The 19,658-nt window shown below is 56.2% G+C and carries 20 protein-coding genes and 1 pseudogene; 12 read left to right on the top strand and 9 right to left on the bottom strand.

Annotated elements, in window-relative coordinates:
• Positions 1-15: 15 nt before the first annotated feature.
• The 10 genes and pseudogenes from H8K04_06715 to H8K04_06760 all read left to right on the top strand — a co-directional run bounded on the left by H8K04_06715 (position 16) and on the right by H8K04_06760 (position 12,795).
• Positions 16-1,740, top strand: coding sequence for an ABC transporter ATP-binding protein (locus H8K04_06715; protein UVT17232.1), 1,725 nt, complete (start codon positions 16-18; stop codon positions 1,738-1,740).
• Positions 1,741-1,840: 100 nt separating this feature from the next.
• Entirely contained in the window at positions 1,841-3,937 is a 2,097-nt protein-coding gene (locus H8K04_06720) for a CHASE3 domain-containing protein (protein UVT17233.1), read from the top strand.
• Between the two features lie 11 nt (positions 3,938-3,948).
• Positions 3,949-5,424 carry a sigma-54-dependent Fis family transcriptional regulator gene (locus tag H8K04_06725; GenBank protein UVT17234.1) on the top strand — a complete coding sequence of 492 codons (1,476 nt, stop codon included), beginning with the start codon at positions 3,949-3,951 and terminating at the stop codon, positions 5,422-5,424.
• A gap of 499 nt (positions 5,425-5,923) precedes the next feature.
• Complete coding sequence (locus H8K04_06730; protein ID UVT17235.1) at positions 5,924-9,361, top strand: molybdopterin-dependent oxidoreductase; 3,438 nt, start codon at positions 5,924-5,926, stop codon at positions 9,359-9,361.
• Between the two features lie 75 nt (positions 9,362-9,436).
• A complete protein-coding gene (locus H8K04_06735; protein ID UVT17236.1) occupies positions 9,437-10,726 on the top strand; it encodes a nitrate oxidoreductase subunit beta in 1,290 nt (429 codons plus the stop codon).
• Between the two features lie 362 nt (positions 10,727-11,088).
• On the top strand, positions 11,089-11,283 hold the full coding sequence (locus H8K04_06740; GenBank protein ID UVT17237.1) for a hypothetical protein: 195 nt from the start codon (positions 11,089-11,091) through the stop codon (positions 11,281-11,283).
• 3 nt (positions 11,284-11,286) lie between these two features.
• On the top strand, positions 11,287-11,493 hold the full coding sequence (locus H8K04_06745; GenBank protein UVT17238.1) for a hypothetical protein: 207 nt from the start codon (positions 11,287-11,289) through the stop codon (positions 11,491-11,493).
• A gap of 253 nt (positions 11,494-11,746) precedes the next feature.
• Positions 11,747-11,940 (top strand): annotated as a pseudogene (locus H8K04_06750) (DUF2283 domain-containing protein).
• A 352-nt stretch (positions 11,941-12,292) separates the two neighbouring features.
• Positions 12,293-12,541, top strand: coding sequence for a type II toxin-antitoxin system Phd/YefM family antitoxin (locus H8K04_06755; GenBank protein UVT17239.1), 249 nt, complete (start codon positions 12,293-12,295; stop codon positions 12,539-12,541).
• Complete coding sequence (locus H8K04_06760; GenBank protein ID UVT17240.1) at positions 12,538-12,795, top strand: type II toxin-antitoxin system RelE/ParE family toxin; 258 nt, start codon at positions 12,538-12,540, stop codon at positions 12,793-12,795. The genes H8K04_06755 and H8K04_06760 overlap by 4 nt, the downstream gene beginning before the upstream one ends.
• Before the next feature lie 26 nt (positions 12,796-12,821).
• Here H8K04_06760 and H8K04_06765 read toward each other — a convergent pair whose 3' ends face one another.
• From H8K04_06765 to thiS, 9 genes are all read right to left on the bottom strand, one after another.
• Positions 12,822-13,163: a hypothetical protein gene (locus H8K04_06765; GenBank protein UVT17241.1), complete on the bottom strand. Its 342-nt coding sequence runs from the start codon at positions 13,161-13,163 to the stop codon at positions 12,822-12,824.
• 74 nt (positions 13,164-13,237) lie between these two features.
• Positions 13,238-13,747 (bottom strand): M67 family metallopeptidase, encoded by a 510-nt coding sequence (locus tag H8K04_06770; protein UVT17242.1) that lies wholly within the window; start codon positions 13,745-13,747, stop codon positions 13,238-13,240.
• A gap of 9 nt (positions 13,748-13,756) precedes the next feature.
• Complete coding sequence (gene moeB, locus H8K04_06775) at positions 13,757-14,560, bottom strand: molybdopterin-synthase adenylyltransferase MoeB (protein ID UVT17243.1); 804 nt, start codon at positions 14,558-14,560, stop codon at positions 13,757-13,759.
• A gap of 68 nt (positions 14,561-14,628) precedes the next feature.
• On the bottom strand, positions 14,629-14,868 hold the full coding sequence (locus tag H8K04_06780; protein UVT17244.1) for an NIL domain-containing protein: 240 nt from the start codon (positions 14,866-14,868) through the stop codon (positions 14,629-14,631).
• Positions 14,869-14,870: 2 nt separating this feature from the next.
• Positions 14,871-15,143: a MoaD/ThiS family protein gene (locus H8K04_06785; protein UVT17245.1), complete on the bottom strand. Its 273-nt coding sequence runs from the start codon at positions 15,141-15,143 to the stop codon at positions 14,871-14,873.
• Positions 15,140-16,390: a threonine synthase gene (locus H8K04_06790; GenBank protein ID UVT17246.1), complete on the bottom strand. Its 1,251-nt coding sequence runs from the start codon at positions 16,388-16,390 to the stop codon at positions 15,140-15,142. The genes H8K04_06785 and H8K04_06790 overlap by 4 nt, the downstream gene beginning before the upstream one ends.
• Positions 16,391-16,411: 21 nt before the next feature.
• Positions 16,412-17,230, bottom strand: a complete 819-nt coding sequence (moeB, locus tag H8K04_06795) for a molybdopterin-synthase adenylyltransferase MoeB (GenBank protein ID UVT17891.1) — start codon at positions 17,228-17,230, stop codon at positions 16,412-16,414.
• Positions 17,231-17,369: 139 nt separating this feature from the next.
• On the bottom strand, positions 17,370-18,299 hold the full coding sequence (gene cysK / locus H8K04_06800) for a cysteine synthase A (protein ID UVT17247.1): 930 nt from the start codon (positions 18,297-18,299) through the stop codon (positions 17,370-17,372).
• Complete coding sequence (gene thiS / locus H8K04_06805; protein ID UVT17248.1) at positions 18,296-18,496, bottom strand: sulfur carrier protein ThiS; 201 nt, start codon at positions 18,494-18,496, stop codon at positions 18,296-18,298. The genes cysK and thiS overlap by 4 nt, the downstream gene beginning before the upstream one ends.
• Before the next feature lie 192 nt (positions 18,497-18,688).
• Between thiS and H8K04_06810 the strand changes: the two genes are divergently transcribed.
• Entirely contained in the window at positions 18,689-19,066 is a 378-nt protein-coding gene (locus H8K04_06810) for a hypothetical protein (protein UVT17892.1), read from the top strand.
• Positions 19,063-19,626, top strand: a complete 564-nt coding sequence (locus H8K04_06815; protein ID UVT17249.1) for a phospholipase D family protein — start codon at positions 19,063-19,065, stop codon at positions 19,624-19,626. The genes H8K04_06810 and H8K04_06815 overlap by 4 nt, the downstream gene beginning before the upstream one ends.
• Positions 19,627-19,658: the final 32 nt, after the last annotated feature.

The raw sequence follows: 19,658 nt of genomic DNA on the forward strand, positions 1-19,658 counted from the left end.
CGTGCCTGGCCGATTGTGAAATCTCTTTTTCGTGTTCTTCTCTATCTTCGGCCCCATCGGACGCTCGCGATCGCGACGTTGGTCTGCGCCGGTTGCGCCACGGCGATGGAGCTGGTTCCTCCTTGGGTCATCAAAATCATCATCGACGACGTGATCCAAGCCAAACAAGCGTCGCTCTTGCCATGGGCGATCGGCCTCCTGGTCGGCGCCTATGTGTTCAAAAATCTGTTCGCCTCGCTGCGGATCAGGCTCAACAATCAACTTGAGCAGACCGTCGTCCATGACCTGCGCCGGCACATCTTTTCCGCCCTCCAACGCCTCTCGATTACCTATTTTGAGAATCGGTCCACGGGCGAGATCATGTCCCGAGTCACAAACGACACGGAGCATGTCGAGCGGATCTTTATCGACGGGCTCGAAGGGATGCTGACGGCATCGTTGACGCTTATCGGGATCACGGGGCTGTTATTCATGCTCAACTGGAAGCTGGCGGCACTTTCGCTCCTGCCGATCCCACTGCTGGCCGTGTCCGCGAGCTGGTTTACCTCGAGGGTACACGGGTACTATCAGCAGACCAGACAAAGCGCCGCCGAGCTGAACGGCTATCTGCAAGATTCGTTGTCCGGCATCAGGGAGACGATGGGGTTCGGCCGACAAGAACATGAACAGGCCAGGTTCGACCGGCTGAGCCATGCGTATAGCGAAAAGAATCTCAAAGCGATGGTGCTGTGGTCAGTCTATTCACCGGGAATGATTCTCGTCGCGGCCTTCGGGACCGTCTTGATCCTGTGGTATGGCGCGGGAGAGGTCATGGAAGGCCGGCTCACACTCGGCGAGCTGGTGTTGTTTCTGTCCTATCTGGCGATGTTCTACGTCCCGATCAATCAGATTCATTCAGTCAATCATATGTTGCAACATGCGTTGGCGGCGAGCGAGCGGGTGTTCGATGTGCTGGATACGGTTCCCGAAGTCGCCGATCGTCCCGGTGCGGTCGCACCCATTCAGCGCGCCCATGGGGAGGTTCGATTCACGCACGTGCGGTTCCACTACCGGCCCGATGTCCCCGTGCTGAAAGAGTTCGAAGCGACGGTGCCGGCCGGGGAACGCGTGGCACTGGTTGGGATGAGCGGCGCCGGGAAGAGCACGTTGCTCAAGTTGTTGATGCGGTTTTACGATGTGACGGACGGGGCGATCCTCATTGATGGAACAGATATTCGGGACCTTCCGATTGCGTATCTGCGAGAGCAGATCGGGTTTGTGCAACAGGAACCGTTTTTATTCAACGGGACGGTGAAAGACAATCTCCTGTACGGCCATTTGAACGCGGATCAGGATCGGCTGGAAGCGGCGGCGCGCGTGGCGAGAGCGCACGAGTTCATTGCGGCATTGCCGGAAGGATATGATACCTGGATCGGTGAACGAGGGGTCAAGTTGTCGGTCGGCCAAAAGCAGCGGGTTTCGATCGCGCGGGTGTTGTTGAAGGATCCACCCATCGTTATTTTTGACGAAGCGACGTCCAATATCGACACGGAGACCGAAGTGAAAATCCGCGAAGCCTTGACCGACCTGACTGTTGGTCGAACCACGTTCATCATTGCCCACCGTTTGTCTACCCTCCATGATGTGGATCGGATTTTGGTGCTCGATAAAGGTCGGCTGGTGGAAGATGGCCGGCATGATGCTCTGCTCAGTCGTGGAGGGGTCTACGCGGGCCTCTACGAGGCTCAGTTCCAGGTATGAGCGCCTACCGGGAAGACGACAAGAGTGGCCGGTCTTGACATTGCTTTCTTCCGAGGCTCACATTTAGCCGTACATTCGTGAATTGAGAGGGCACTGCGTGATGGACCGATGGGTCACACAGTGGGTGGACCGGCTTCGCATTCAACACAAGGTATGGGCGGCGCTTCTCTTGCTTTGTGTGCCGCTTAGTGTCGGCATTGCTCTTCATCTCTATTTCGTCCAACAGCTGCTCGTGCTTCAACAACAGCGGCAGGAAGTCATGCTGGCAGAAGAGGAAGTACATCTGCTGGGGAGACTGGCCATCGACATCGAAGACGGATTTCGCGGCTATGTCTTGACGCAGAGCCCGGCTTTTCTTGCTCCCCTGGCCGACGCGGAAGCGAGACTCGATCAAGCGTTGTCCAATGCCACCACGTCGCTCGCCAGGCTTCCCGGTGCTTCGAACGGTCTCGGAAAGATCGAGCAACAACTCAAAGTGTTGTTGCGATCGAAGCTCGATTTGATCGCGGACATTCGAAACGGACTGGCGGAGAAAGCGCTGGCCTATGTACGGTCTGGTGAAGGACTTCGACTATCCGATGTTCTACTCCAGGACCTCCGCACCCTCGAAGACCGCTTGGAACGGGAACGCAACTCACTTCAGAAACAGGCCGATGGGTTGTCACAGCGAACATTTATCGGACTGTGGGTGACCTTGGCCGGTGTGGTTGCGCTGGGATGGATTGTCTCACGAGTGTTGGCTCAAGCGCTCACCGAGCCTATCACGCGGCTTCAATCCGCCACGGCAAGGATCGGAGCGCAAGTCGATGTGGCGGGAATTACTCAACTGTTGGCCGACGGTGGAAAGACAAAGGACGAACTCGGTCAGTTGGCAGACGCCTACCTCGCCATGGCTCGCCGCATCGAGACGAATCTCAAGGAGATCGAGGCGCTCAATGCCATCGGGCAAGAGATCAATGCCAGCGGTCCGGACGAGCTTGACCAGGCGCTCTATCGAATCACAGACCGAGCGGTTGGATTGGTGCGCGCAGATATCTGTCTGCTGCTGCTGTGCGATGAACGGGAGAGTTCTTGGATTGTCGAAGCCGCTTCCGGCGACTGGAACGACCGACTGAAGACATCGGTTGTGCCTTGGAAAGAGCTTCCGATTTGTGTCCAGGCGTTTGAGACGCGCGGGACCGCCGCTGGGGAACGGTCTCGTTCGGACGAGTGGCTCTGGACGAAGAGGAGCAATCTAATAGAGGGCAGCGTACTGGCAGTCCCGCTGCTGGCGGACGGGATTCCGTTCGGTGTTCTGTCGTTTATGAGCGAGCGACCACGGGCGGGACATGAGTGGAATCAGCGTTTGGCGGAAGGCTTGGCGCAGGAAATCTCGTTGGCCATTTTGAACGCGCGGCTGCAGCGGGCGGCCCAACAGAAACAACGCGGATTGATGATACGCCTTCGGCAACTCGAGCATTTGGCGGAAGCGTTGGCTCATGACCTCAAAGGACCCGGAGCCCGCATGGAAGAACTTGCCCGGCTACTCATTCAGCAGGATGTCGGGAAACTCGATGCAAGGACAAAGCGCTGGTTATCGCTTATTGAAGAAAATGGAAAGGACCTGGTGCAGCGGGTTGAAGGTATCTTAACGGTGGCTCGTGTGGGTGCGGAACCGGGGATTGCCGTGGCCGTCGATCCGGCCGCGGTCATCCGTGAGGTGGTGAGGGTCCATGCCGAAGAGATCGAACGGCTCCAGGGGATCGTGTCTGTCGAATCAGGACTGCCGCTCGTCGCCTGCCATGATGCGCATCTTCGACAGGTCTTTGACAATCTGATCTCAAATGCGCTGAAGTTCGCTCGGGAGGGGAGGTCGCCTGCAGTGGAGATCCGCGCTCGAGTCCACGGTCCTTTGGTCACATTCGATGTGAAAGACAACGGCATCGGAATTCCCCTGCATCAACGCACCCGAGTATTTCAACCGTTTGTCCGCTTGTTGATGTCCGATACAACCGGAAGCGGAATCGGGTTGACCATCACCCAGCGCATCGTGGAGCTATACGGCGGCAAGGTGTGGATTGAAGACACCGAAGGACCCGGCTGTACGGTACGGTTCACAGTTCCGAGTGTGCAGGAGCGCGTGGGGATGTTCAACGAGCGGGTGCAGTTGTCCACGCGACTCGATGCGGCCGGTGTCATTCGACGGGAGGTCTCGTGAGGAAGGATGAAATGATGACCTACGGTGGAGTATCGGCCTTGCGATCGACCAGAGCCAGATCAACGGCGCCGTTCACGATTTTGGTCGTCGAGGATAACGCAACGGACGTGGAGTTGATGCTGCATGCCCTCGAAGCGGCGGATCTGAAGCCGTTGGGGGGAGACTTCGACATGGAAGTGCGTCCCACGGCCGAAGGGGCCTTGCAATTGATCAGTGAACGGGCCGTCGATGTGGTGCTCACCGACCTCGTGTTGCCCGGGATGGACGGGCTGGATCTGGTCAGCCGCCTCCAGACGATCGATCCGGAATTGCCGGTGTTGGTGGTCACGCGGATGAACGCGGTCCCTATGGCCGTGGATGCGATGCGGCGAGGCGCGTTCGACTATGTGCTCAAACCCGTCAATGCGCAAGATTTAGGGATCCGTCTCCATCGGGCGATCCGAATCTCCGAAATACTGCGGCGGCATGCGATCTACGAGCAGCAGGATCGCCGGCAATTCGAAGTCAATGGCTTCGTGGGGGGCAGCATCGCCTTCGAGCAAGTCAGGCGAAGTATCAGTGAGGCGGCCCAAGTCCAGTCCACGGTCTTGATCACCGGGGAAACGGGAACGGGAAAGGGGATGATCGCCCGAGCCATTCACCAGCAGAGCGCAAAGGCCGATCAACCGTTTCAGGTGATCGATTGTACGACGGTCCCCGATGGAATGATGGAGTCCGAGCTGTTCGGGCATGTGCGGGGCGCCTTTACGGGGGCTATCGCCGACAAGCCCGGCCTCATTGAGTTGGCGAACGGCGGCACCGTATTTCTGGACGAAATCGGGGAACTGCCGCTTCTCCTTCAAGCAAAACTCTTGCGTGTCTTGGAGGAAAACGAAGTGCGTCCGGTAGGCGGAACCAGAGTTCGCCGAGTCGATATGCGCGTGATTGCTGCGACCAACCGAGATCTCGAGGCACGGGTGCGGGCGGGGACCTTCAGGAAGGATTTGTATTATCGGCTCGCCGTCGTCTCGATTCGAGTGCCCCCGCTTCGCGAGCGCCGTGAAGACGTTCCCCTTATCGCGCGCCATATGCTCAGCCGCCTCGTTCAAGCGATGGGCAAGCCCCCGTGCCATCTTGATGAAGAGGCGGTGCGTGTGCTGATGTCCTATGCTTGGCCCGGGAACGGACGAGAGCTTCGCAATGTCATGGAGCGGCTGGTCATGTTTTTGACTAGCGATACCATTTCAGCTCGAGATGTCCAACGTGTGCTTCAACAAGATGATACGGACAGTCTAGTACCAGCAGACCCTGGGTTGGCCGCTCTTCCGTATATGGAGGCGAAGGAACGAGCGCTCGAAGAGTTTACGAAGTCCTACCTGCGGGTCAAACTCGCGCAGCACGGCGGTGTCATCACGAAAGCTGCCGCAGACAGCGGAATTCCTCGTCAACATTTCTCACTGCTCATGAAACGATTTTTAGGAAGCGACGAAGGTCTTGAAGGTCAGTAAGAGTTGTCGCTTGCAGGTAACAGTCCTTCTCTAGCCGATCCTTCTTCAGGAATTCTCTCCTTTACCCTGCTACAGTCACGTTTAGTTTTCGTAGCAAAATGATCGCCTGATCGAACTGATAATCCATTTCCCCAAGTCATTGTGGAATATTCAGGTCGGCGAATATATAAATATGCCGATATAAAAGATTGATAGATTGGATGAACTATAAGATTTATCACGTCACGCATATCATCATATTCGATCGGCGCCGGACGGACCTTCCTCTTCTCTACAGCTGCTTCCAGTGATTCAATTTTTCACGTTCAATTTCGTGTAGTTAGCACCATCGATTTTCTCTGGGCGTAGTTCCTTTCGTGTTGGCAACGCTTTTGCTCTCAAGCCCTGACGGTATTTGTAGCCTTCATACGCCTACGATTCTACTTGGAACGAAAAGAGCTCGGATGACGATCCAAAAGTACGAGAAAATTGCAGTTCCCAACTTGAGGAGGTAGCTACAATGTTTTTGTCACGTCGCCAATTTCTGAAGGTCTCCGTCGGCACGGTCGCCGCTGCCGCCGTGGCGGACAAGGTCCTGGCGTTGACCGCGCTCCAGCCGGTGATCGAGGTGGGCAATCCCCTGGGGGACTACCCGGACCGCTCCTGGGAGCGCGTCTATCATGACCAGTATCGGTATGATTCCTCCTTCACGTGGGTCTGCTCGCCCAACGATACGCACGCCTGTCGGATTCGGGCCTTTGTGCGCAACGGCGTGGTCATGCGCGTGGAGCAGAACTACGACCACCAAACCTATGAGGACTTGTACGGCAACCGGGGGACGTTCGCCCAGAATCCCCGCATGTGTCTGAAAGGGTTTACCTTCCACCGGCGGGTCTACGGGCCCTATCGGCTGAAGGGCCCCTTGATGCGGAAGGGCTGGAAGCAGTGGATGGATGACGGCTCGCCGGAGCTGACCCCGGAGTCCAAGCGGAAGTATAAGTTTGACAGTCGCTTCTTGGACGACATGCTGCGGGTCTCGTGGGATACCGCGTTTACCTATGCGGCCAAGGCCATGATTGTGATCGCCACCCGCTACAGTGGGGAAGCCGGGGCGCGGCGGCTGCGGGAGCAGGGGTATGCGCCGGAGATGATTGAAATGATGAAGGGCGCCGGCGTGCGCTGCTTCAAACACAGGGCCGGCATGCCCATTCTCGGACTCATCGGCAAGCACGGGAATACCCGTTTCAACAACAGTGTCCTGCCGTTGTTGGACAGTTGGATCCGCAAAGTTGGACCCGACCAAGCCCAAGGAGGCCGATATTGGAACAATTACACCTGGCACGGCGATCAGGATCCATCCCAGCCGTTTTGGAACGGCACGCAAAACTGCGATGTCGATTTGAGCGATATGCGGTTCACCAAAATGAACACGAGCTGGGGCAAGAACTTCGTCGAGAATAAAATGCCGGAAGCGCACTGGAAGCTCGAATCGATCGAGCGCGGCGCTCGTATCTGCGTCATCACTCCGGAATATAATCCGACGGCCCAACGAGCCGACTACTGGATTCCTGTTCGGCCGAATGCGGATGCCGCGCTGTTCCTCGGCGCCTGCAAGATCATTCTCGATGAGAATATGCAGGACATCGACTATATCAAGCAGTTCACGGATTTGCCTCTGTTGGTCCGGACGGACACCTTGCAGTATTTGGACCCCCGGGACGTGATTGCAGACTACAAGTTCCCCGACTTTTCACACAGCTATTCGGGCCGTGTCCAATCGTTGAAACCAAATCAGATCGAACGGTTAGGCGGGTTCATGGTCTGGGACTCGGACAAAAAACAGGCTGTCCCGCTGCATCGCGAACAGGTCGGCTGGCATTTGGACAAAAGCGGGATTGATCCGGCTTTGACCGGCACCTATCGGGTCAAACTCCTCAACGGTCGTGAAATCGATGCGATGTCGATTTACCAGATGTACTTGGTCCACTTCCAAGATTACGATTTGGACACTGTGCACCAGATCACGCGGGCGCCTAAGGATTTGATCGTGCGTTGGGCTCGCGACAACGGCACGATTAAACCCGCTGCGATTCACAACGGCGAAGGGGTCTGCCACTATTTCCATATGACGGAGATGGGGCGGGCTGCGGCGCTCGTCATGACCTTGACCGGGAATATCGGCAAGTTCGGCACCGGGTGCCATACCTGGTCCGGTAACTACAAAGTGGGGATTTGGAATGCCACTCCCTGGTCAGGCGTCGGCTGCGGCGTCCACCTATCGGAAGATCCTTGGAATATCAATCTGGATCCCAACGCCCATGGGAAGGAAATCAAATACAGGAACTACTATTATGGTGAAGAGCCCGGCTACTGGAACCATGGCGATACGGCCTTGATCGTCAATACGCCGAAGTACGGCCGCAAGGTGTTCACCGGCAAGACCCACATGCCGAGTCCCAGCAAGCTGCGTTGGGTGGTGAACGTCAACATCTTGAATAACTCAAAACACCATTACGACATGGTGCGCAACGTCGATCCGAACATCGAATGCCTCATCACGCAGGACATCGAGATGACCTCCGACGTCAATCACAACGACATCGCCTTTGCCGTTAACTCTTGGATGGAATTCACCTATCCGGAAATGACGGCCACCGTATCGAATCCCTGGGTGCAGATTTGGAAAGGCGGCATTCGTCCTTTGTACGATACTCGCAACGATATCGACACCTTCACCGGGGTGGCAGCCAAACTGGCCGACATGACGGGCGACCAGCGCATGCGGGACATCTTTCAGTTCGTCTTTCAGAATCGGGTCGACGTGTATGCACAGCGGATACTCGACGCCTCCAGCACCTTCTATGGCTACAGCGCTGATGTGCTGCTGAAGTCAGAAAAGGGCTGGATGGTCATGGTGCGCACCTATCCGCGGCATCCACTCTGGGAAGAGACCAACGAGTCGAAGCCCATGTGGACCAGATCAGGAAGAATCGAGACCTATCGCATTGAGCCGGAGGCCATTGAGTACGGAGAAAACTTCATCGTGCACCGTGAAGGGCCGGAGGCGACGCCGTATTTGCCGAACGCCATCTTCACGACGAATCCCTACGTTCGGCCCGACGACTACGGTATTCCGATCACGGCGCAACACCATGACGACAAGATGATTCGGAACATCAAACTGTCATGGGCGGAAATCAAGCGCCATAGCAATCCCTTGTGGGAGAAAGGCTACCAGTTCTATTGCGTGACGCCCAAAACGCGCCATCGGGTGCACAGTCAGTGGTCGGTGAACGACTGGGTGCAGATTTACGAATCCAACTTCGGGGATCCGTACCGCATGGATAAACGGACGCCGGGGGTGGGCGAGCACCAGATCCACATCAACCCGCAAGCGGCGAAAGATCGCGGGATCAACGACGGCGACTATGTGTATGTCGACGGGAACCCCGTCGATCGCCCGTACCGTGGCTGGAAACCGAGCGACCCCTACTACAAAGTCGCCCGGTTGATGATTCGCGCAAAATACAACCCGGCTTATCCGTACCATGTCACGATGGCGAAGCATGCGCCCTATGTGTCGACTCCGAAATCGGTGAAGGGCCATGAAACCCGCCCGGACGGCCGGGCCATCGCGATCGATACGGGGTATCAGTCGAATTTCCGGTACGGTGCACAACAGTCCTTTACACGCAACTGGCTGATGCCGATACACCAAACCGACTCGCTCCCGGGCAAACATGCCATTGCCTGGAAGTTCAAATGGGGATATCAGGTCGACCACCATGCTATTAATACGGTTCCGAAGGAGTGCCTGATCCGCATCACCAAAGCGGAAGACGGCGGGATCGGGGCCCGAGGGCCGTGGGAGCCGGTGCGCACCGGCTTTACGCCGGGGCAAGAGAACGAGTTCATGATCAAGTGGCTCAAAGGCGAACACATCAAAATCAAGGTCTAACCGTCCGGCAGAGAGGGGCGAGGGGCCGCGTCCACGCGGCCCCGTCCCTCGGACCGAACGAAAAGGAGAGACGCAATGCCTGAAGTCTATAACTGGCAACTGGGGCGGAAGATGTTGTACCCGTACGAGGAACGACATCCGAAGTGGCAGTTTGCCTTTGTGTTCAACATCAACCGGTGTCTCGCGTGCCAGACCTGCAGCATGGCGGACAAGTCGACGTGGCTGTTCTCCAAGGGGCAGGAATACATGTGGTGGAACAACGTGGAGACCAAGCCCTACGGCGGGTACCCGCAGTTCTACGACGTGAAAATCACGCAGTTGATCGAACAGGTCAATCCGGGGGGCCAGGTGTGGAACGTGCGGGTGGGCCGCAAACACCATGCGCCCTATGGCGTGTTCGAAGGGATGACCATCTTCGATGCGGGGGCCAAAGTGGGCCAGGCCGCGATCGGGTACATACCGACCGACCAGGAATGGCGGTTCGTGAACATCTACGAAGACACCGCCACCTCCATGCGGGCCTTGGTCGAAGGGATCGACAAGACCGGCTTCTCCCGGGACGAACCGTGGAAAATGACGGGGAGCAGCCTGCCGGAGCACGAAACCTTCTTCTTCTACCTGCAGCGGATCTGTAACCACTGTACCTACCCGGGGTGCCTGGCGGCCTGCCCGCGCAAAGCGATCTACAAGCGGCCGGAGGACGGCATCGTGTTGATCGACCAGAACCGCTGCCGGGGGTACAAGAAATGTGTCGAGCAGTGTCCGTACAAGAAGCCGATGTACCGGGGGACGACCCGGGTCAGTGAAAAGTGCATTGCCTGCTATCCGCGGATCGAAGGCAAGGATCCGCTGACGGGCGGCGAGCCGATGGAAACACGCTGCATGGCGGCCTGCGTGGGCAAGATTCGCATGCAGAGCCTGGTGCGGATCGGGGAGGACGGCCTGTGGGCGGAGGATCGGTGGCACCCCCTGTACTACGCCATCCGGGTCGAGCAAGTGGCGCTCCCGCTCTATCCGCAATGGGGCACCGAGCCCAATGGCTTCTACATCCCGCCGCGGCACAGCCCGCGCGGGTATGCCCGGCAGATGTTCGGCCCCGGGGTGGACAATGCCATCGAGAAGTATCTGGTGCCGAGCCGGGAACTGTTGGCCGTGCTGCAGTTGTGGCGGGCGAGTCAGCAGATCGTCTTCCGCTATGACGTGATTCCCGGGCCGAAAGTCTTCGAGACGCAGATCCACGGCAAGCGGTTCGAGATGTACAACGATACGGTGTTGGGCTTCAACAAGTCGGGCAAGGAAGTCGCCCGCATTCAGGTCGAGGAGCCCATCTATATTCGCCCCGCCGAACGCGTCACCTGGCTCTAGACCTGCCGCGCGGCAGCCCCAGACCGTGGCACACCCACCCATGGTCTCGGAAGCAGGAGCGGAGGTCCGACGAGGAGTTCCGCTCCTGCTTTGCTAAAAAGTTGTGGGTTCGAGTACCTGTGGAATCGGATCGATAGATCCTGTCTTTTTCAGCGCTCCTATCTCTTCCTCCATGCGCACAAGCTCCTTGTCCCTCGATGAAAAATTTTGATACCATTCAGAGCAATCGCTTTCGGGCATGCGAAGCGCGTGCCGGCACCAGGTAATAGTGCGGCAATAGATTGGCGGGTCCGTGAAGTTGCGGATGACAGTGAGCGGCCGGTATATTCCCTACCATAAGAAGAACGTGAGGCAGTCAATCGATGGTGCTGTTGTACGAGAGTGATCCGTTGGATGACGAACACGCGCGAGGGCGTTTCTATCACGTCTGCCAGGGGAGAATCGATCGTATCCCGTTAAACGTTCCGGAACCGGATCGACCGTACGAATGCCCACAGTGCGGGATTGACCTCGAAGCCGAAGATTTTTTCGTGGCCCTTCAAAAAGGATCGGTGTAGCACATGGGAAGCGGTGGAAGGAAAACGGTGGCGGTCTCGCGCGGCCTCATCATGCTGTGTGATACCTGCCATGATCAGGTGGTGGCCGAGAAACTGCCGGATGCCAAGAATTTCGTTGCTGATTTTGAAGCCCTGTTCGATACGATGTGTCTTGGCTGCACCGATATCAATCGACCTCTCATCGACGACATGGCCGGCAGCGGAGAATAGGTGCCGGCGGGTCGACTTCATTGAAAACAACGCGTTACTTTCAGACGACGAGAACGAGGCCGGACAGAGAAGGAATCAAGGACGAATGGATTGAGCACGTTATCAAATATCCTGAAAAGGAATATGTGCAGGCGGATGGTCGAATCAGGCGGTGGGCAAGAATCGAAGAAACGGACAACCGATATCTACGTGTTATTTTACTGAATGATGGATCGACCGTTCGTAACGCATTTTTTGACAGAGGGTATGAGCCATGAAGGTGAGTTATTTCCGAGAGACGGACACATTGTACATCGAGTTTCGAGCCGGTGACATCACCGAATCAAAAGACCTTGATGAAAACACAATCTTGGATGTCGATGCCAAAAGAAACGTCTGCGCAATTACCTTTGAGCATGCAAGCGAACGGATGTCGGTCAGCTGACGGTTGAAGGCATTGCAGCTTAAGAGTAGATGCAGGAATTTGCTGAGGCCGTAGGGACATCACCGATGGGGACATTGGTGTCTACAACAAGGAAAGCGAGTTCATTAGCGTCTGACCGATTGTTCGTATGGATTGGTTCTGTTGACATCTGAACCCGGAAGGGGCAGGTGTCATTCCCTGCATTACAATGGAGATACTAAAAGTAGGCGCGTGCTTACCTTCACCCCTCCCATTGAAGTACATGCAGGTCGATTCGCCGGATTTCACTTTCCAGGGCTTGATCAGCGAGAGTTAGTCTTCACCTCTTCATCTCCTCCATGAAATCGACTGGTACGTATGTACAAGATCATGTACAGTATGGGTGGAGGTTTAGCTATGACCAAAATTGCATCGGTATCGTATGTGCGGGCGCACTTACCGGAGATGGTCGCGTCGCTCCGAAAGAAAAAGCGCGGGCGTGTCATTATCACTCGAAATGGTGCCGCGTCGGCTGTTCTCTTGTCTCCAGAAGAGCTCGAGACATTGGAGATTCTTGCGGACAAGAAGCTCATGCTCTCTCTGCTGAAAGCGGAAGAGGATGAACGTGCCCGGCGGCTGGTCGAGCACGAAGACATCTTCAAATGACGTACCGCATCCTTTACACGGAGGAAGCGGCGCGCCGTCTTGCCAGGCTGGATAAAACAGTCAAAGAGCGAATCGGCCGGGCGATCATCCGGCTCTCGGAGCATCCAGAATTGGGGAAGCGTCTGACCGGACTTCTGAGCGACCGATGGTCATACCGCGTCGGTGATTGGCGGATTCTATACAAGGTGAGAAAAAGTGAGCTGCTGATACTCGTCCTGACCGTCGGGCACCGAAGTGACGTCTATAAGGTATGACGGGCTTCCGGTGCTGTCAGCCACCGCTATTTGCATTCTTTCCCGTTGAAATACACGCAGGTTGATTCGCCGGATTTCACTTTCCAGCTCTTGATCAGAGGGAGCTGATCCTCACCGCGCATTTCGACTACAAAATCCACGAGGCCGGAAATAGGCAGCTTTTCGATGTGCGCCTTCGCCGGGTCCGGCACCTCGACGTAGAACACTTTTCCGCTCGTGGAGATGAGGATCTGATTCTGCTCCTTGTCGATGTAAATCACCGGACTGTAAAAACTCCGGTCTTCGGCGTAGACCGTCGTCAGCATCGAAGCGAATAGGTACGCTATAAGAGAAAGGCCAAGGCTTAGCTTTCGTCGCCGCACTCGCACGCGCAACACCTCACAACCGGCTTCAAGGAAACATTATTACATTCCCGCGAAGATGTGAACCGTAAAAATGAGGTTCAGCGGATGAGGACATCGGCGAGGATGACTCGGCCGGATTTGATCCAATAGGTCTTGATGTCCGGTTCGGAATTCATGAGTGAGACAAGGAGATACGCGGGAAGCGGCAGATTGATCTTCGGCCAAATCTCTTCATAGTCGGTGGCGATCTTGATGTCGGTCACCGAGGGCCGGGCCGGATCGTGGGGATGGGAGTGATACACGATTTGAAGGTCTAGACCTTGGTTGCGCATATCCTTCTTCGCGGCCGAAAAGTCCTGCATGTCCATGACGAACGCGATTTCCGCGCGCTCAGCGGGGGATAGCCGTTCGAGGTGGGCGGCTTTTGCCGAATCGAATGAGGACAGATGTTGGGCGCCCTCCATCGCGACGATGTTCTTGATGCGATACAGATGGCTGACGAGGCCATCGGTTCCGGCCAGAAGCCCGCAGCATTCGTAGGGAGTGAGTTCTTTTGCGTGCGCGATGATGTCGTCGAGGATATGCTGTGGAATAACCAAGTCCGCCACGATCATTCACTAGATGGTGCAGCTGACTGCGTAATCCAGACTCAAATCCTTGATTTTAGGATTTGGCCCACAGAGCGGACAGGCCGGATCCTTCGGGCGATTGACCTTTCTGAATTTCATGTCGAGGGCATCGTAGATCACCAGTTTGTCGGCCACTGTTTCTCCGATACCGAGGATCTCCTTGATGGCTTCCGACGCCTGCAGGATTCCCATCGTGCCTGCCAAGACGCCAAGCACACCGGCCTCCTGGCAATTGGGCACTAAGCCGGCCGGAGGGGGCTCGGGATAGAGACAACGATAGCAGGGATAGCCCTGGTGCGGCTTGATGGTCGTCAGTTGGCCTTCAAACCGAAACATGCTGGCTGAGATCAGTGTTTTCTTGGCAAAAAAACAGGCGTCGTTGACCAAGAATCGCGTCGTGAAGTTATCGGAACCGTCGAGCACGATATCGTACTGCGAGACGAGCGGTAAGATGTTCTCCGCATCGACCAGCTGATGATAGGTCCTAATGGCAATGTCAGGGTTGATCGCCGAGAGAGTCTTTCGGCCGGATTCAACCTTGGGTTGCCCAAGCGTCGCAGTCGAGTGCATGATTTGCCGCTGGAGATTCGAGAGGTCGACCACGTCCCCGTCGACCAATCCAATAGTTCCAATGCCGGCTGCGGCGAGATACAGACCGGCCGGAGAGCCGAGACCACCTGCGCCGATCAGAAGGACCTTAGCCTGGTTGAGTTTCAGCTGGCCTTTTCCTCCGACGTCTTGAAGGAGGATGTGCCGGCTGTACCGTTGGATTTGTTTCTCAGTGAGTTCCATCAAATTCGTCTCTCGTCGTTCGTGAATCGTGAAGCGCGATCTTAGCGCGAAATGCGCTTCATGTTCTGTCATTCCACCACGTTCAATTCAATCGGATCGACGACGCAGCCTTTGGCGCGTAGCCCGGCCACGGCCCGTTCGATCTCGGCCGTATCACCTGAAAGTTCCACATCCGCCCAACCTGTCGTGTCGCGAACATCGGCGCGTCGGACATCGGTGACGACGTTATACTCGCGCCCGATCTGATAAATGATCGGTTCTCTGATCTTGTCCTCAGGAAAACGAATATGAAAGCGCAAATGAGCCATGGTTATCCTCCCGCGATCGCCGGGACGATGGAAACCTCGTCGCCATCCTTGAGGGAGGTGTCTTTCCCCTTGAGGAAACGAATGTCTTCTTCGTTGACGTAAATGTTCACGAAGCGACGGAGCTCTCCCGTTTCATCGCACAGGCGATCTTTGATGCCGGGATGCGCGCTGTTCAACATCTCGATCATCTCCACCACACTGCCGGCTTTGGTCTCGACCTCACCCTGGCCTTTGGTCAGGGGACGAAGGGGAGTCGGAATACGAACTTTGATCATGCGTCACCACCACCGTTCTTTCCCATTTTAAACGTCTTTTCGAAGGCGACCAGGCTGGGTTGGATGCGTACCGGGCGACCGACGGAATCGATCACCGCCTCCTGGGTCTTCAGGCCGTTGCCGGTGACGTACGCCACCGTCACCTCATCTTTCTTGATCACTCCTTGCTTGACGAGCTTCTTGAGCACGCCGATTGTCACGCCTCCGGCTGTCTCCGCGAAGATGCCTTCGGTTTGGGCCAGCAGCTGGATCCCTTCTACCACTTCTGCATCCGTCACCATGTCCATGGATCCATGACTCTCGGCGGTCGCCTTGAGCGCATAGTACCCATCGGCGGGGTTGCCGATGGCAAGGGACTTGGCGATCGTCTGCGGTTTCACCGGCTTGAAGAAGTCGCGCCCCGCCTTGAATGCAGTGGAAATCGGCGAGCAGCCTTCCGCTTGGGCGCCGTTGATCTTAGTGTGAACGGCGTCGATCAGGCCTAAGGCTTTCATTTCGTGCAACCCCTTCCAAATCTTGGTCAACAGAGAGCCTGATGCCATGGGAATGACGACTTGATCGGGCGTTCTCCATCCAAGTTGCTCCACCGTCTCAAAGGCGAGCGTCTTCGAGCCTTCCGCATAATAGGGGCGAATGTTGATATTCACGAAGGCCCAGCCATGTTCAGCGGCGATCTCGCTGCAGAGGCGGTTGACATCGTCATAGTTGCCTTCGATCTCGACGACGTGCGGCTTATAGATCAGATTGCCGAGCACCTTTGCGGCTTCGAGGTCGCCGGGGATGAACACGTAGCAGTGAAGATTGGCGGAGGCGGCGTGGGCGGCCACCGAGTTCGCCAAGTTGCCGGTCGATGCGCAAGCCACGGTTTCGAAGCCCAGCTCGCGCGCGCGCGTGAGGGCCACGGCGACGACGCGATCCTTAAACGACAGGGTCGGATGATTTACGGTGTCGTTCTTGATGTACAGCTCGTCGAGTCCGAGATAGGCGCCGAGATTTTTGGCGCGCACGAGCGGAGTGAATCCGGCGTGCGGGCCGACAAAATTCGTTCCCTCGACCGGCAGCAGATCGATGTAACGCCACATGCTGCGCGGACCGTCCTCGATCTTTTTGCGGGAGATGGTTTTCTTGATTTCGTCGTAGTTGTACTTCACTTCGAGGGGGCCGAAGCACATCTCGCAGACATGGATGGCTTTTGTCGGGTATTCCTTGCCGCACTCGCGGCAGACCAGCGCTTTCATTTTGCTCATCGGCGCACCACCTTTTCAACGCTATGCGGATGAACGTTCGGCACATCCGGCATAGGGGTCTCCGTCATCGAACAGCTCAGTGATCGTCGGATGCGCCCCGCAGAGCGCACAGCTCGGGTTCCGGCGGACTTTGATCTCTCGAAACAGTGTCTTACGGGCGTCGAAGTCGAGCAAACGATCCGTCAGCGGTCGTCCGATGCCCAGCACGAGCTTCAGCGCCTCGGTTGCCTGAATCGTTCCGACGATCCCTGCCAGCACGCCGATGACTCCGGCTTCCTGGCAGGAAGCGACCAACCCCGGCGGGGGAGGCGCTTTGAACACGCAACGATAGCAGGCCGATTTCTTTGGGATGATGGTCGTGATACGCCCATCGAATCGAAGAATGCCTCCATGAACCAGCGGTTTCCCCGCGAAGAAACAGGCGTCGTTGATCAGGAACTTCGCCGTAAAGTTATCGACACCATCGATCACGACATCGTAATCGGCGAAGATCTTGAGCGCGTTGCCGGCCGTGAGACGTTCTTCATACATCGACACCGACACGTCGGGGTTCAGCGCTTGGATCTTTTCTTTGCCGGACACGACCTTGGGGCGGCCGACATCGGGCGTATGGTGAAGAATCTGACGTTGGAGGTTTGTCAGGTCCACGACATCGCTGTCGATCAACCCGATCGTGCCGACTCCTGCTGCGGCCAAGTACAAGGCTGCCGGGGAGCCAAGACCACCGGCGCCGACCAGAAGAATCCTGGATTTAGCGATCTTCTTCTGCCCCTTGCCACCGACTTCGGGCAACAGAATATGCCGGCTGTAACGGTTGATCTGTTCTTCAGTAAAATCCATCTTAGTCAGTGGTGCCAAGAACGCTCAAAATGGGTTTCCAACGAGGCCGCAGGCCAAAGAAAACCGGAGGCGTACCCTCTGGGGTACGTTGAGGATTTTCTTGAGCCGAGAACAAAGTTGGAAGCCATTTTCAGCGTTCTTATATGTTGAAATACTTTTCGATGCTGATATACCGTTCGCCGGTATCGCAGAGCACGGTGACGACATTCTTACCGGGGCCCAGTTCATCGGCAACCTTTTGGGCGGCAAAGACATTCGCGCCGGCTGAGATGCCGACCAACAGGCCTTCTTTCCTCGACAGCTGCTTTGCGGTTTGATAGGCCTCATCATCGGTGACCGTGATCACGCGATCGAGTATTTTTCGATTGAGCACCTTGGGAATAAAGCCCGCGCCGATCCCTTGAATCTTGTGCGGGCCGGGATCACCTCCTGACAACACGGGTGAGCCAGCCGGTTCAACGGCGATAATTTTTACGTGCGGGTTTCTTTCCTTGAACACTTCACCGCATCCCGTGATGGTTCCGCCGGTTCCCACGGCGGCCACAAAAGCATCGATCTTTCCTTCGAGCGCATCCCAAATTTCCAACGCCGTCGTCATCCTATGAATTGCGGGGTTGGCCGGGTTCGAGAATTGGTCAGGCATGAAATACGACGGATTCTGGGCCAGGATGCTTTCCGCTTCCTTGATCGATCCTTTCATGCCTTCCCAGGCCGGGGTCAAGACCAACTGGGCCCCATACGACGACAGCAAGCTGGCCCGTTCCATGCTCATGCTTTCCGGCATGACGAGGATCAACTTGTACCCGCGCACGGCAGCGACCAAGGCCAGGCCGATACCCGTGTTTCCGCTGGTTGGTTCGACAATGGTTCCGCCCGGCTTGAGCTTCCCTTGGCGTTCCGCCTCGTCGATCATGTTGAGGCAGATCCGATCCTTGACGCTGCCGGCGGGATTGAAAAACTCCACTTTCCCATAGATCGTGGCCGAGCCCGTGTTTGTCAGGCGGTTGAGCCGGACCAGCGGGGTCTTGCCGATCAGTTCAGTAATGTCTTTATGCAAGGTCGTACTCACCGACCCCCTCCCATATAGAAGAGGAACTCTACCTGATCTCCTTCATTGAGGTGGGTCGTGGCAAAATGGTCACGTTCCAGAACCTTGTCGTTGACTTCTACGGCGACCATATGCGGTTCGATGTTCTTGGTTTGCAACAGATCGAGAACGGTTCCGCTCTGGATCTCTTCCGGCTTCCCATTGATCTTGACCTGCACAAATTCTCCCAAGTTGGCTTATAGATTGAAGAATTTTCAAAGTAACAAAGGCGTGATCCGCTTGTCAAGGCTGCCCCCTTTGTTCATGAGAGACAAGAGCGTTCGATTGGATTCATTAAAACCAGATCCGATTGTGGCGCGAGCGGGAGTGACTTGACTTTGATCCGCCTCGTCGCCACTATGCCGCTGGCAATGTGGAAAAAGAACTTCCTCTTTCGCGCTGCAGAATCTACTCCTTTACCTGAGTCCGAGAATGAACTGTTCCATGACACAGAACCGGCTCTGGATAGCGCCGGCCTCGTCCTGGATAAGTTTCTTTCCGTCTGGGTTCAAGGCGAGGGGACTGAGGATAAGCCGGCTGCTTTCACGAATCTGTATGTCCGGACAGCGATGCTGGATGTCGGGAAGCAGGTGAGTCTCCTTCAGCCTCTTCAAGGACGGTCTCATCAGATCAAGCAGCTGCTCACGCAGGAGCAAAAACAATTTCTCCGACAATGGCTCCAGGTTCAAGCGCCACAGGCCTGGGAATCCTCGGAAGACCACTTCCGCGATCTCTTCGAGCTGGAATGACCCGGCCCGCGCAGTCCCGGTTCGGCAATCGGTTCTGTGTCGGTCTCGTGCTTTCGTGCGCAGCAATGGTCCTGACGGGGTCGCGTTGCGACGTCTCAGCTGCGTCGGTGGACGTCTGGTATTCCCCCGAGGATAAACCGCTCGAACGTGTCGTGAGGATTTATGATCATGCCAAGCGGTACATCTTCGTTGCCGCGTACGGTTTGACATCGCCTCTCTCGGTGAAGGCGCTGGTCGAAGCCAAAAAACGCGGTATTGATGTGCGTATCCTCTCGGATCGCGATCGGCTTCAGGATACGAAGCAGCAGACGGCTCTTTCAACGTTGCGGGAAGCCGGCATTCCGATCAAGATCAATCGGCATGACGGTCTTATGCATTTGAAACAGGTCGTCGTCGATGACGAGGTCAATACCAACGGATCCATGAATCAGACCACCAGTGGCAACCGTTACAATGATGAGCGGGTGGATATTATTCGAGACCATGCGATTACCGTCAAGGCCCGTGAAAAGTTTCTCTCGCTCTGGAAGGACCAGGAGCGATTTACCGAGTGGAAATAGCGAGAGAGTCACAGTCCTGAGACTTTGGAAAG

It is taken from the genome of Nitrospira sp. (genome assembly GCA_024760525.1).
In the GTDB taxonomy this organism is placed as follows: domain Bacteria; phylum Nitrospirota; class Nitrospiria; order Nitrospirales; family Nitrospiraceae; genus Nitrospira_D.

Coding starts and splice junctions, on each gene's coding strand:
- H8K04_06720 (UVT17233.1), top strand. CDS start 1,841: ATGGACCGATGGGTCACACAGTGGGTGGACCGGCTTCGCATTCAACAC.
- H8K04_06725 (UVT17234.1), top strand. CDS start 3,949: ATGATGACCTACGGTGGAGTATCGGCCTTGCGATCGACCAGAGCCAGA.
- H8K04_06730 (UVT17235.1), top strand. CDS start 5,924: ATGTTTTTGTCACGTCGCCAATTTCTGAAGGTCTCCGTCGGCACGGTC.
- H8K04_06735 (UVT17236.1), top strand. CDS start 9,437: ATGCCTGAAGTCTATAACTGGCAACTGGGGCGGAAGATGTTGTACCCG.
- H8K04_06740 (UVT17237.1), top strand. CDS start 11,089: ATGGTGCTGTTGTACGAGAGTGATCCGTTGGATGACGAACACGCGCGA.
- H8K04_06745 (UVT17238.1), top strand. CDS start 11,287: ATGGGAAGCGGTGGAAGGAAAACGGTGGCGGTCTCGCGCGGCCTCATC.
- H8K04_06755 (UVT17239.1), top strand. CDS start 12,293: ATGACCAAAATTGCATCGGTATCGTATGTGCGGGCGCACTTACCGGAG.
- H8K04_06760 (UVT17240.1), top strand. CDS start 12,538: ATGACGTACCGCATCCTTTACACGGAGGAAGCGGCGCGCCGTCTTGCC.
- moeB (UVT17243.1), bottom strand. CDS start 14,560: ATGGAACTCACTGAGAAACAAATCCAACGGTACAGCCGGCACATCCTC.
- H8K04_06780 (UVT17244.1), bottom strand. CDS start 14,868: ATGGCTCATTTGCGCTTTCATATTCGTTTTCCTGAGGACAAGATCAGA.
- H8K04_06785 (UVT17245.1), bottom strand. CDS start 15,143: ATGATCAAAGTTCGTATTCCGACTCCCCTTCGTCCCCTGACCAAAGGC.
- H8K04_06790 (UVT17246.1), bottom strand. CDS start 16,390: ATGAGCAAAATGAAAGCGCTGGTCTGCCGCGAGTGCGGCAAGGAATAC.
- moeB (UVT17891.1), bottom strand. CDS start 17,230: ATGGATTTTACTGAAGAACAGATCAACCGTTACAGCCGGCATATTCTG.
- H8K04_06810 (UVT17892.1), top strand. CDS start 18,689: ATGTGGAAAAAGAACTTCCTCTTTCGCGCTGCAGAATCTACTCCTTTA.
- H8K04_06815 (UVT17249.1), top strand. CDS start 19,063: ATGACCCGGCCCGCGCAGTCCCGGTTCGGCAATCGGTTCTGTGTCGGT.